The sequence below is a fragment of the Pedobacter gandavensis genome, assembly GCF_032678745.1.
In the GTDB taxonomy this organism is placed as follows: domain Bacteria; phylum Bacteroidota; class Bacteroidia; order Sphingobacteriales; family Sphingobacteriaceae; genus Pedobacter; species Pedobacter gandavensis_C.
In genome coordinates, this window is sequence record NZ_JAVTST010000008.1 from 32,677 (window position 1) to 45,330 (window position 12,654).

At 39.3% G+C, this 12,654-nt stretch carries 9 protein-coding genes; 3 read left to right on the forward strand and 6 right to left on the reverse strand.

Annotated elements, in window-relative coordinates:
• Nucleotides 1-223: 223 nt before the first annotated feature.
• From R2S10_RS20505 to R2S10_RS20515, 3 genes are all read right to left on the reverse strand, one after another.
• Nucleotides 224-628, reverse strand: a complete 405-nt coding sequence (locus tag R2S10_RS20505; RefSeq protein WP_316842285.1) for a hypothetical protein — start codon at nucleotides 626-628, stop codon at nucleotides 224-226.
• A gap of 312 nt (nucleotides 629-940) precedes the next feature.
• Nucleotides 941-1,960 carry a cytochrome d ubiquinol oxidase subunit II gene (locus tag R2S10_RS20510; protein WP_316842286.1) on the reverse strand — a complete coding sequence of 340 codons (1,020 nt, stop codon included), beginning with the start codon at nucleotides 1,958-1,960 and terminating at the stop codon, nucleotides 941-943.
• A 4-nt stretch (nucleotides 1,961-1,964) separates the two neighbouring features.
• The gene (locus R2S10_RS20515) at nucleotides 1,965-3,293 is read right to left on the reverse strand and encodes a cytochrome ubiquinol oxidase subunit I (RefSeq protein WP_316842287.1); all 1,329 of its coding nucleotides are present in this window, start codon (nucleotides 3,291-3,293) and stop codon (nucleotides 1,965-1,967) included.
• A gap of 205 nt (nucleotides 3,294-3,498) precedes the next feature.
• On the opposite strand from R2S10_RS20515, the gene R2S10_RS20520 reads away from it, so the two are divergent.
• Both R2S10_RS20520 and R2S10_RS20525 read left to right on the forward strand, forming a co-directional pair.
• Complete coding sequence (locus R2S10_RS20520) at nucleotides 3,499-4,434, forward strand: GLPGLI family protein (protein WP_316842288.1); 936 nt, start codon at nucleotides 3,499-3,501, stop codon at nucleotides 4,432-4,434.
• A complete protein-coding gene (locus R2S10_RS20525; protein WP_316842289.1) occupies nucleotides 4,431-7,106 on the forward strand; it encodes a carboxypeptidase-like regulatory domain-containing protein in 2,676 nt (891 codons plus the stop codon). Before R2S10_RS20520 ends, R2S10_RS20525 begins: the two co-directional genes overlap by 4 nt.
• Here R2S10_RS20525 and R2S10_RS20530 read toward each other — a convergent pair.
• Together R2S10_RS20530 and R2S10_RS20535 are read right to left on the reverse strand one after the other, a co-directional pair.
• Complete coding sequence (locus R2S10_RS20530; protein WP_316842290.1) at nucleotides 7,103-8,569, reverse strand: M56 family metallopeptidase; 1,467 nt, start codon at nucleotides 8,567-8,569, stop codon at nucleotides 7,103-7,105. The two genes, R2S10_RS20525 and R2S10_RS20530, sit on opposite strands and share 4 nt — an antisense overlap.
• Nucleotides 8,550-8,912, reverse strand: a complete 363-nt coding sequence (locus R2S10_RS20535) for a BlaI/MecI/CopY family transcriptional regulator (protein WP_316842291.1) — start codon at nucleotides 8,910-8,912, stop codon at nucleotides 8,550-8,552. The genes R2S10_RS20530 and R2S10_RS20535 overlap by 20 nt, the downstream gene beginning before the upstream one ends.
• Before the next feature lie 286 nt (nucleotides 8,913-9,198).
• On the opposite strand from R2S10_RS20535, the gene R2S10_RS20540 reads away from it, so the two are divergent.
• Nucleotides 9,199-10,026 (forward strand): hypothetical protein, encoded by an 828-nt coding sequence (locus tag R2S10_RS20540; RefSeq protein ID WP_316842292.1) that lies wholly within the window; start codon nucleotides 9,199-9,201, stop codon nucleotides 10,024-10,026.
• On the opposite strand, the gene R2S10_RS20545 is transcribed toward R2S10_RS20540, so the two are convergent.
• Complete coding sequence (locus R2S10_RS20545; protein WP_316842293.1) at nucleotides 10,027-12,600, reverse strand: M1 family aminopeptidase; 2,574 nt, start codon at nucleotides 12,598-12,600, stop codon at nucleotides 10,027-10,029.
• Between the last annotated feature and the right edge of the window lie 54 nt (nucleotides 12,601-12,654).

Here is a 12,654-nt window from a genome sequence, read left to right on the forward strand (position 1 = left end):
GTTTAGGACTTTAGAAAATGATATAGGTTTAATCTTTAATAAAATTTCCCTGTGTAACATTTTTCTGTGTATTAGGTTCTGTTGTTTTATACCCCAGGTTTACTACCCAGTTTTTTGGCAACGCCAGATTCCCTGGCACAAAACTCAACGCGAATTAAACATAAAATATACCCTGGATAGAATACCTACCCTAATTTGTTACATTCAAAACTCTTTCTCAAAGCTATCGATCGCAGCTTTTAATTTCAAGACTGGATACGCCCAACCAGTGTTCCTGAGACAAGCCAGCTGCGCCAAGCAATATTTTAGGATCATTGGCCGCATGACTTTCTATCACATGAATCATTTCTTTTGGGATAGCTTTATTACTAATCCGAACCGGTTCATCCAATACAGCTGTACAGATTTCCAGATCATAGATACCATCCAGCATGGTCTTACAAATCAATAACTGAATCCCATCCCCCTGAACCATATTTTTTAACTCAGAAAAAACATGGCTGACCTGTGCAACACGGTCCTCAGAAAAGCCCATCACCAATGCCCCAACATACCCTTCAGTGCTATCTTTTGTTAAGTTAAATCCGCTTACATCTGATAAAACGGATTCCATAATCAATCTATCCATAATTTCTATATTAAAAAATCATCTCTATTTAAAAGCTAATAAAGGACAGAATTGTTTGATGAAAACTAAAAACAGCAGATTTTTTGGTTTTATTTTATACCTTAAAAAAAAATCAAACCATGAATATACAAGGAGTAAGAGTAGGAATGTCGGAAATCATGATTATGCTGATGGGACTTATCATCGTCTTTTTAATTATCAGGGCATTTATCGTTAAGCCAAAAGGCTAAGCAGAATTCTCTTTCCAACAGCATTAATCCTAAGGTCTTTCCTTTAGGATTAATGAGCTGAGTTCCCCAATTCTACAGCAGATTAATGAACTGAATCCAGGTCTTTTTTCTTCTGGAAGATATAAATCAGGTATACCAAAGCTGGCAAAATAAATAAGCTACCGATCAACAAGGCATAACCTAATGAATCAATAGTTTTAGCCTGTCCCTGATGCGTCAACAAAGAAAGATTGGCACCATCTTTTAATAAAATGATATCCGGAAAATGGCTATAAGTGGCGGCAAACAAGATCATGGTCACCTGAAATCCTGCCAGTATCCTTAATAGAATCGGCTTATCTCTTCCCAATACAAAGAACATCAGCACTAAAGAAATACTGGCCGCGATGATCGCTATTAATCCTGGCGTATCCCCAAAAATCCAGCTGAATAATGGAATCTGCTCAAAATAAGCCGCTAGGAATACCAATGCCCCACAAAACATGACGATAAAAATGATTCTTCTTGCTTTTCTAATGAAATGAAGGCGATCGCTTTCTACAGTGGTTTGTCCAATGATAAAGATGGTGGCAAGAAAGCCGCAAATGCTGACCGTAAAAATACCAACGGCCACAGAAAACCAATTCAACCAGCTAAATACGTAAGCGGACAAGAAATCATTTGCCTGTGGATCAATCCTTCCAGACACTGCGCTTGCTGCAATAATCCCAAGAAAGAAAGGCGTAATTAAGCTCGAATACACAAATATTGGTGTATACACCTTTTGCATATCATCTTCAACGGCATCATAGTTTCGGAATACAAAAGCAGTTCCCCTGGCAATGATCCCCAGAAGCATGCCTACCAATGGAATATGAAGGTATATAGATACCGTGGTATATATCTTAGGAAAACCTACGAAAAGTATCACCACCGCAATGATCAACCACATGTGGTTGGCTTCCCAAATAGGGCCAATTGCTTCATACATAGTTTTCCGCGTTCTGTCTTTATTTTTTTCGGAGGTAAACAACTCAATAATACCAGCTCCAAAATCGGCCCCGCCTAATAAGATGTAAAGTAAAATAGCGGTCCAGAGAAAAGTGATCACAACGTATATCATAATATTAGCTTTTAGGAACTTTAGTTGAAGAATCGTAAATTTTACCCACCATCGTAATCTGACGGAATAACAATAAGGTAACGATGACTGCCAGCGAAATGTAGACTCCGGTAAACAAGTAAAAAGAGTAAGCAATTCCAGGCATTGGTGTAACTGCATCAGCAGTGCGCATTACGCCATGTATGATCCATGGTTGTCGGCCAACCTCCGTGACTGTCCATCCGGCTTCCAGGGCAATGAATCCCATTGGGGTTGCCAGCACGAATAGCTTTAGTAGCCAATTACTTTTAAGCCAGTTTTTCTTCTTCCACAAAGCAAGGAAATACAAGAGGGCAAGACCTACCATGGCCATCCCCAATCCTACCATAATCTGAAAAGCGTAATGTGTTACAGCTACCGGAGGTTGATCTTCCTTAGGAATGCTATCCAGTCCTTTTACTTCTCCATTAAAATCACCAGTGGTCATAAAGCTGAGTAAACCTGGGATCCTGATGGCATAGTCAACTGTTTTTCTGGCGGTATCAGGGATTCCTCCAATAATCAATGGGGCATTTCTTTCGGTATGAAAATGGGCCTCCATCGCTGCCAGTTTTGCTGGCTGACGTTTGGCTACATCTTTAGCTGAAATATCACCACTTAAAGGCTGCAGACAAGCTGCAACAGTTCCAAAGATGGCGGCAATTTTAAAGGCGGTGCTGTGGAAAGCTACATTTTTCCCTTTCAGGATCATGAGTGCATGCACTCCGGCCACAGCAAAACCAGTCGACACAAAGGCAGCAACGGTCATGTGCAGCGCCTGAGAGAACCAGGCGTCGTTAAACATCGCTTTGATTGGATCTATGTTCAGGTATTGACCGTCTATATAATCAAATCCGGCCGGACTATTCATCCAGGCATTAGCGGCAACCACCAGGATTCCGGATAACAACCCGCTAATCCCAACCACCACTCCTGTGGCCCAATGGAACCATGGATTGAGCTTATTCCAGCCGTACAGATAAAAACCCAGGGCAATTGCCTCAATAAAAAATGCCGTCCCCTCTAAAGAAAAAGGCATACCAAATATTGGCCCTGCATGCTCCATAAATTTTGGCCAGAGTAAGCCAAGTTCAAATGAAAGTACGGTTCCAGAAACCGCGCCTGTAGCAAAGAAAATCGCTACTCCTGCACTCCATGCTTTTGTGACATCCCGGTAAACCGTTTTCTTGGTTTTGAGCCAGTAAAAATGTGCTAAAGACATGAAAAATGGCATTACCATTCCAATACAAGCGAAAACAATATGAAAGCCTAAGGAGAAGGCCATCTGAAGGCGGGCAGCTAAAAAATCGTCCATATAATTTGATAATAAACGGTAATGGATAAAAGAAATCTTTGCTTGCTAAGTTAATGCTTAATGATTGCAGAACATACTTTTCAGAGATTAATTAAACATAATTAAGTAAAAAACTATTCTACGAAATCATCATAACATTACGATAATTTCGTATACTTACCGAAATATCGTAATTCACATGAATATTCAACCAACCAGGAAACACATGAAAAAACAAAGCCTACTTTTATTCGGCATCACTGCCCTCCTCTTCAGCTCCGTTAAAGCACAAAAAGCAGATACAATTCGTGCTAAAGCGACTTATGGTTTCAGCCATATTACCGACACACTGAACCGGGATAAGCCATTTACACAAGAGATGGTTTTGCTACTTGGTAGCCAATCAAGTGCCTACTTGAGTCTGGACAAAATCAATTTTGACCTGCAGCGTCAGAAAGACATTGAAGAACAAATCAAGAATTCTATTCCAGGTAAAATTAGTCTCAACATGAAGTCCAGCCCAAAAAAACTGAGCCAGGAAGAACTCTATATGTACACCGAGCAGAAAAAACTGATTACCAAAAAGAGACTGGTCAATAATTACCTGATCGAAGAAAAACTACCGGAAATGAACTGGACCATTACCACAGATACCGCTACCATATCCGGTCTGAAGTGTCAGAAAGCAAACACCAGTTTTATGGGTAGAACATATACGGCATGGTTCTGTCCAGATTTACCTTTCCAAAGCGGACCATGGAAACTAAATGGTTTGCCAGGATTAATTGTAGCTGCGCATGATGCTAAAAAAGAAGTTGTTTTTGATTTCCTGGGCTTTGAAAACATCAAACATACCAAGGCATCTGCAGTAAAATCAGAAGAAGCCTCCGAGATCGGCGACGTTAGCGTAAGCGGAAAACTAAATATCAGTAAAATGAGCAGTGCAGACCTACTCAACTCTCCAGTTCTTTACCTACCAAAAGGAGCGATCAAAACCACTGAGCAGGAATACCAAAAACTTGCTGAAGCAATGAGGAAAGATCCTGAGGGTTTCATAAGTTCCAGCCTACCAGGAACATCGTTCAAAAGGACCACGGCCAACAAAAGCACAGTAAACCCAGCAGTCATCAATAATCCTATAGAAATTACCGCAGTAAAATGAGAATAGCCCTGTTCCTCAGCAGTATGCTGGTCTTGATATTAGGCCGGCAACAAGCGAATGCACAAAATGAAATCCATGGTTCCATTAAAAATGCAAAAGGAAAAGCAATCCCCTCTGCAACTGTCACCGTAAAAAGTGCAGAGGGGAAAATTGTTGCTTTCTCCAGAAGTAATGAAAAAGGCAGTTACCAGGTTCAAATAGCTGTAGGAAGCCCTAAAGTTTCCAGCATAGAAGTGAGCAGCCTGGGCTATAAACGGGAACTGGCCTTGCTTAGCGATCTCAAAAAAAGCTATGATTTTATCCTTTTAGAAGCCAGCATCGATTTACCTACGGTAGTAGTAAACCATAGACCACGTTTAAAGCTTGATGGAGACACATTGAATTATAGACTTGCTGATTTTAGCAATAAACAAGACCGGGTGTTAGGAGATGTTCTTAAGAAAATGCCCGGTATTGAAGTCGACAAAAACGGCAAAATATCCTACAATGGCCAGGCCATTTCCAATTTTTACATAGACGGAGACAACCTGTTAGACGACAAATACAATATCGCCACAAAAAGCATCCCCAAAGATGCAGTAGATAAAGTACAGGTGATTCAAAATGATCAGCCCATAAAAATGCTGAGGAACAAAGTGAATAGTGATGATGTTGCGCTAAACATCACTATTAAAGACGAAGCAAAACTTAAAGTCATGGGGCAGGCTGAACTTGGAGCTGGTTTTCCGGAACGTTTTAATGGAAACATAAATGCCATGATGTTCAATAAAAAATATAAAGGCATCAATTACCTTAAAGGGAATAATCTCGGAATTGACCCCGCCAAAGAACTCACTTCTCATAATATTGCCGATTATAAGAAAGCCCTGGACAACCAAAAACTACCCACACTTTTATCTACAGGTGCCGCCGGAGTTCCTGACCTGCCACAAAACAGGTATCTTTTTAACCGTGCAGCACTACTCAATGTCAACAATTTACTGAACCTGAAAAAGGAAGTACAAGTAAAGACTAATTTATATTATCTGGCCGATCGTCAACGATTGGATTATGATAAATTCACCTCTTACGAATTGCCTACAGGCAACGTCAGCTTTACAGAACAGCAACACAACATTTCCAAACCTCATCAATTTCGCGCACAAGCAAGCATCAATGCGAATAGAGCGCATTCTTTTTTACAGAATACATTCATTACTGATTATAAAACGAACAAATATCATGTCGATTTGAATAGCAATACGCTACACTTCGGACAAGTATTGCAGCAACAAACACTCGATATTTCCAATGAATTCAATTACTTAAATACCCTAAAAAACGGGAATATTTATAACCTCTACTCCTATTTAAATTACAGCCATCAACCGGAAGAATTGCAGGTCAATGCCGGATTGGATCCCGAGATTTTCAATCAGGGACAACCCTATACCGGTTTATTGCAAAAAACAAAAACACCTTCTTTGTTCAACAACAATTACCTTTCCTTTAAACGGGTGTCCTCAGGAATCGTCCAGACTTATAAAGTAGGTTTCAGTATCCAGGCACAGGAATTAAATTCAGACCTATTCAGTATTCAGCATAACCAACAGTTGCAGCCCAGTACTATAAACTCCCGAAACCAACTGGAATGGAACCGATCAAAGGCATATACTGAAGGTGTATATGAATATGGGCTAAAAGAAGACCGCTTTACTGCGAGATTAACCCTTCCCCTAAGTTATCAGCATATTACTTATCAGGATCGCGGTCTTGCCTTAGACAGCAACATGAACCGCCTTTATTTAAGCCCGGCATTGAGCCTTAAATATAAGACCGGAATCGAGCAAGACCTTCAATTTAATTACGCATTAAGGAACGAATTGGGTACGATGGATGACATTTACAGAGGAGCTATTCTAAAGAACTACCGAAGTCTCTTTGCCAATAATGCACCACTTTCTGAACAAAGAAGCAATACAGCGGCATTGACTTTCAACTTTAAAAAAGCGATTACGATGTTGTTTTTTAACCTGCAGGCCTCTTACAGCAGACTAGATATGAATACCATATCTTCCAGTATCATCACTGATAACCTGCAGCAACACATCGCCCTACCTTATGAAAACAGTCGCAATTCATTCCGCTTAAGTGGAAATGCCAGCAAATACCTATTTGATTGGAGAACAACCCTAAGTATGGGACTCAGCTGGTCGCAAAACAAAAGTAATCAGTTTCAAAATGGCATATTACTGCCTTATCGCAATACTAGTAATGGAATAAAGCTTGGTTTTCAGAGTAAGATCAGCAATAGCATGAACTTAAATTACACGGCAAATTTAAATCAGAATGAGAGCAAATCTGTTGCTGTTGCAGCATCTGCTATTAGTTACAGACAATTGAATCAACAGGCAGAGCTGTCTTTTATGCCGCTTAATGATGTATTTGTAACCTTTTCTGCCGAACACCTTTATACTAAACAATCCGGTCAGAAGAAATTAAGCTACCTGTTTTCTGATGTGACTGCGAGATACAAAGTCAACAGTATCCATACCGACTTTGAGTTTATTCTTAGCAATGTCGCCAATATCAAAAGCTATAAAGCTATTTATGTGTCAGACAATGCTTTTACTGCCGGAACTTATAAAATCCCCGGCAGAGTAGCAATGCTTAATGTAACCTTGACTTTTTAAAGCTTTTTTGAAGACTTTTTAAAACCTTTAGTATAAATCCAAACACCATTTAATTTTGGACCTTTATTGTCTTTATAGATTTCTATACTTTCAATGGTGTTTGGATCCAGTAAACTGATATCCGATGAGACGGCAAACTCTTCATTCAGGAAATAGTTTATTGGTGTTTTGGTTTTGCTATCAATTGGACGGATAACCACCGAGCTATTACTACCATCTTTCCTGATCACCGTCATCGTTCTTTGATCCTTTTCCTCCTTTGTATTACTGACATCAGTAAGAACACCGTCAGACAACATTAACACACGTCCCTTAAACTTTTCTTTCCTGGCAGTATCCTGTACCTGATCATTGCGGTATGCTTTAATTTGGAATGTCGCCTTCTCTTTTGCTGGGGCTTGTTTCGTCGGCTGCTGTTGCTTTTTCTTTGCTTTTACCGGTTTCTCCTGCTTCAAATCCTGATTCAGCTCAACTGGTTGGCGCTCTGCAATAATTTGCTCCTGCTTCGGCTCATTATTTATCCATTCTGTAGGAATAGTCACCTTTTTTAGCAAAGTTTCTGTAGAAGCCAACAACTTCTCTCCCTTATACAAGGTAAAAGCACTGGTTAGAATCAACAATACCGGTAATATAAATACATATCGGATCAGTTGAAAAGAAGAGGATCTTTTGGAGTTCATCATGATAATTCGTTTTTTAATTCCTGTAATGTTAAAATTGTTCATTAATGCAGTAGGTCTCCCTGTTGTTAAGGTATGTACCATACTGTATTGGTATGCTTTCCGATCAATTCCGTTTTGCAAAATCTTCTGATCAGTGATAAATTCTACGTTTTCCTGAATTGCCTTCTTCATGTACCATACACCTGGATTGAACCAATAAAAGATGGTAGTTAATTCGGCAAGGAGGATATCAATAGTATGCCATTGTTTCACATGCACCTGCTCATGTTCCACTATAGCCTCTAATTCTTTCGGCTGATGCAGTTCTGTATTCAAGTAAATGTTTTTCCAAAAAGAAAAGGTATTCATATCTCCCTTTAGGAACCGCACAGGGTAGTCTTTTAAGGTGCCTGGCGTAGATTGCTGATGCACCTTATAAAGTGCTGTAAAACGCAGGATCATCCTGCAGATCAAAAAAGCGACCCCCATCCAAAAGACCAGTTTGGCCAATAGCCAGTAATCAAATCCGGTAGAGGCTTCCATATTTAAATAAATGACCGGCAATGCTGCGGTAATTGGCTGTACCAATACCTCATTTGAGCCAAAGATGGTCTTCGGTTCTATAAATGGGCACAAAGAAGAAAATACAATCCCTGACAGTAAGAAAAAACGATTCAATGTATAAAAAGTCAGTTTACGCAGGATGAGGTAATAGGCCAGACAAAATAAGGTCAGGGCCACATTAACTTTCAGCAGGAAAATAAAGAATTCAGGCATCGCATCAGTTTTTAGGGTTTTCAATGAGATTGATTATTTCTTTCAGCTCCGCTGCACTAATCTTATTGTCTTTTACAAAGAAAGACACGAGTTCTTTATAAGAATTCTGAAAATAATCGCTTACAAAACCACTCATAAAGCGCTTCTTGTACTCCGCTTCTTTCACCTTTGCACTATATCGGTTGGCATTTGCAAACTTCTCACTCTTTAAAAATCCCTTACGTTCCAGGTTTTTAATGGTGGAAGCTAACGTAGTATAAGGTGGTTTAGGTTCGGGCAATAACTCCATAAAATCCTTAATAAAGCCAGCACCAAATTGCCAAACTGCCTGCATAGCGTCTTCTTCTTGTACGGTTAACTTTTCCATGTATTACGATCTTTTCGTAAATATACGAATTAAACGTTTATAGTACAACTAATTGTTAAAGCAGCAGTTAGTCCTTTAATCCTCTTGTTCTGCTACATTCCTCCACATCATAATCCTCATTTAGTGAACAACACCAAAATTAACCTTATAGTTAAAACACATTCATAAAAATGTACGTAAAAAAGCTAAAAACAAAAATAATCACACTTAAATTAATTATTAATTATATTTTCAACCACCATAAGATAATTAAACATATGTTCGTACCTCATCAATCCCAATTTTTATGAACAGAAAGATCATGTTATCCATTAGAACACGCTTGCAATCGGTTTACTTAATTGCGTTTTGCTTTATTATGCTGACTTATGCTTGTAAAAAAAGCGAACAGCATTCAGTCGATCCAACAAAAGACAAGGAAAAACCAGGTCCAGGAACTGTAGCAGTACAGGTTCCCTCCAGTATTAATTCGGAGCTTCTCCGCATCGAATTCAACTATGAAGGGGAGACAAACCGGCTAATGGAAATCAGCCAATCCGATGGAAAGCTGACCAAATTCTTTTATCGTCCAGATGGACTTCCTTTAAAACAGGAACATTACAAGGACAAAAAACTTCAGCAGGAAATCAATTATCTTATTGATAAAGCAGGACAGATTTACAAGATTTATCTATTTGATAGCAAATCTGCTCCAATAGGATACTATGCGATTAGTTATGATGATGAAAAAAGGATTTCAGCGCTAAAAAAACATGGCCCCAATAACCTACTTCAAGAAGAAGAAACCATTAGTTATGACCATTTAGGAAATGCGGTAAGTATCAGTATAGTCAATACCAGTAAAACGACTAAAATGACCGGTATTTATGATGATAAATTAAGTATTTACCGGAACATCCCTTATGTACAATTACTATTATTCAACCAGGACCAGGCCAGAATTAGTTTTTCCAAAAGCAATCCGCTAGGCATTGATTATTCATCCCCTGGCAGCACAGGAAGTATTTATACCTACGAATACAATAGCGACAATTATCCTACTTCCTTTAAAAGGAAGCAGGGAACCATTACAGAAACGACGAAACTAACTTATAAGGCTATTAAGCCGAAGTAATTAATCCTTAGCGTTCCTTAAAGCCGAGGCACGGTACAAATAATCTGTAGCCTGTAGGATTTTCGCTTTAAGCTTAGGACTGTAATCCGGATTTGCTTTCAGGAAATCTGTGACCATTTTTGCAGCCTCCTCAGACTGGTAATAGCTAAAAGTAGATTGCAACCAATTTTGAGGAAAAAAGATATCACCCGTAGTTTGAATTTCAGAAAGCATTTCCAGACTCTTAGGCAGGTATGCAATAGATGTAGCCTGTCTAAGTGGGTGATGCAGGTAATACAATGCAACACCAACATTGGCTTCTTTTTCCCTGTTCACCTTCAATTCCAAACGTTTAAAAAAGGCATTCCGATCGGAAAGATCAGAAGACACCGCAGGTTTAATAAATTCAAAACGCTTTCTACGGTCTGCATTACGGATCCTGTCTAACTGCGACTGGAGTAGACTCGCGTTATTGTCCATTCTAAGTGCCAAGGCAAAAGTAAGTGCTGTATAATCGTCTTCGGAAAGGATCAGCCCTTGCGGTGCTTGTTGATTTTTCCAGATGAGGAACAACTGATCAGTTGCAGACTTTGAAAGGAATATATCCTGATAGGCTTTGAAAAGCATTTTTTTATGATTTGGAAGTGCTTGATTTACCATCGCATTCCATAAGGTTTTTTCCAGTTTACTGTGGATGGCCAGCCTTTGCTGAGGACTTGTAAATTCCCAGAAAATAGCACCGATATATCCAGTGATCAATTTCAGGTTCAGTTCTTCTTTTTCCAACCCTACTCTACTCATCAACAAATCCAATAAAGCTGTTGGTTGAATAGATCTGCCGTTCAGCATATTTTCATAAAGTGCAATATAGGCTGCAGCACGGTTCAATGGTTGTTCCATCCGATCAATTGCGGAGAACATCACAGGATCTACCGGCCATACTCCATAACCTTGTCCGGAGGAATTAAATTGAACAAATAAAGGAGCCTCCATTCCTATTGCCTCTTTCACTTCCACTGATTTTGCATTCAAATTTACGGTCAGTTCTTTAACACTGCCCGGATAGTATAAAGTAAGCTCAAAAAGCTGAGGCCAGATCTTTTCATTTGCTTTCCTGTTTCCACTTTCAATTCCAGTTCTGCTATCAATTCCAACGCTGTTGTTAACTCCGTACTCTGGTTTTTGCGTTATCCTGAAACTGGTAATTTTGCCATCTTTCTTTTCCAATTGATAATCTACCAAAGGACGGCCACTATCATTTACCCATACTTTATTCCATTTTTGTAAATCTGCCGCTGCATATTTATCCAGAATGGCAATTAAATCGGGCCAGGATGCATTGTCATTAGCAAACTTATTCAGGTATTCACGAACCCCTTGTTGAAACTTCTCTTTTCCCATCATCCGTTCCAGCTGGCGCATCATGATTGGTGCTTTATGGTAAATGATGTTACCATAAAGTGTGCCCGCATCTTTTAAATTGTCAAGATCCTGACGAATTGGATTGGCTCCAATACTTCGATCTACACCATAAGCTGCTGGAAAATGATCTACTAAAAACTTCAGGTCAAAATCTGCCTTGCCTGTGATCTCCTCAGTACTTTTATCTGCCATAAAATTCGCAAACACTTCTTTCATCCATACATCGGTAAACCAATTCATGGTCACCAGGTCTCCAAACCACATATGCGCAGTCTCATGTGCAATTAAATTGTTTCTGGAATTCAACTGGTCTTTCGTAGCACCACCATCCAAAAACAAAGAAGATTCTTTATATTGAATTGCCCCTACATGTTCCATTCCTCCGAACTGAAAATCAGGGATCGCTACAAAATCAAACTTCTGGAATGGATAAGGAATACCTGTCCAATTTTCCATGAATTTTAAAGAGTTGCCATGAATCTTAAATATTTCATTCAAACTATGTTTTAGCTTCGCTGTATCTGTTTCACGGTATAGAAAACTACCACTTAAATGATCCATTGGGGCATTCATCTTATTAAACTTTCCCGCTGAAAAAGAGAAAAGGTAGGTACTAATTGTATCAGAAGGTTTAAAACGATAGATCTTAGCAGTATTCGTGATACTGGAATCCTTTAGCGCTGCATTTGCAATTGCTTTCCAATCCAGTGGCAATTTAAGAGTCAATGTATAAACAGCTTTCAGATCAGGTTGATCGAAGCAAGGGAACACTGTTCTCGCACGATCAGGTACAAACAGCGTATATAAATAATCTGCATTGCGGTTCAGGGCACCATCACCAGCCCAAAATTCCAAATGAACAACATTTTTTCCTGGCTTCAAATACTGCTGTGCGATCAATAAATGCTCCTTTTGCAGTTTAATTTCAACTGGTACACCATTTACGGAAAGTTTCTGAATCCGACCTTGGTCTTCCTTAAAATCCAATTGTAAAGGGTACTTCGTAGATTTAAGTTCGAAAGAAATATCTGCTACTGCCCCAATTTTCTTTTCTCTTTCCGCAGGAATATCTAATTCCATCAGGTAATGAATTCCTGAAATATTTGCCTTTCTATAATTAGCCAGACTCCGGGAAACCCCGGTTTCAACACCTGGATCAGGAACTGACTTCATGGTTGTGCAGGACACAAAAACGGATAGGACTAGCGGAAAAAGATAACGTACATT

Bases quoted from the DNA above. Each gene is read 5' to 3' on its own strand.
- R2S10_RS20545 (WP_316842293.1), bottom strand. From the start codon at position 12,600: ATGAAGTCAGTTCCTGATCCAGGTGTTGAAACCGGGGTTTCCCGGAGT.
- R2S10_RS20510 (WP_316842286.1), bottom strand. From the start codon at position 1,960: ATGATATACGTTGTGATCACTTTTCTCTGGACCGCTATTTTACTTTAC.
- R2S10_RS20505 (WP_316842285.1), bottom strand. From the start codon at position 628: ATGGATAGATTGATTATGGAATCCGTTTTATCAGATGTAAGCGGATTT.
- R2S10_RS20540 (WP_316842292.1), top strand. From the start codon at position 9,199: ATGAACAGAAAGATCATGTTATCCATTAGAACACGCTTGCAATCGGTT.
- R2S10_RS20525 (WP_316842289.1), top strand. From the start codon at position 4,431: ATGAGAATAGCCCTGTTCCTCAGCAGTATGCTGGTCTTGATATTAGGC.
- R2S10_RS20520 (WP_316842288.1), top strand. From the start codon at position 3,499: ATGAAAAAACAAAGCCTACTTTTATTCGGCATCACTGCCCTCCTCTTC.
- R2S10_RS20535 (WP_316842291.1), bottom strand. From the start codon at position 8,912: ATGGAAAAGTTAACCGTACAAGAAGAAGACGCTATGCAGGCAGTTTGG.
- R2S10_RS20515 (WP_316842287.1), bottom strand. From the start codon at position 3,293: ATGGACGATTTTTTAGCTGCCCGCCTTCAGATGGCCTTCTCCTTAGGC.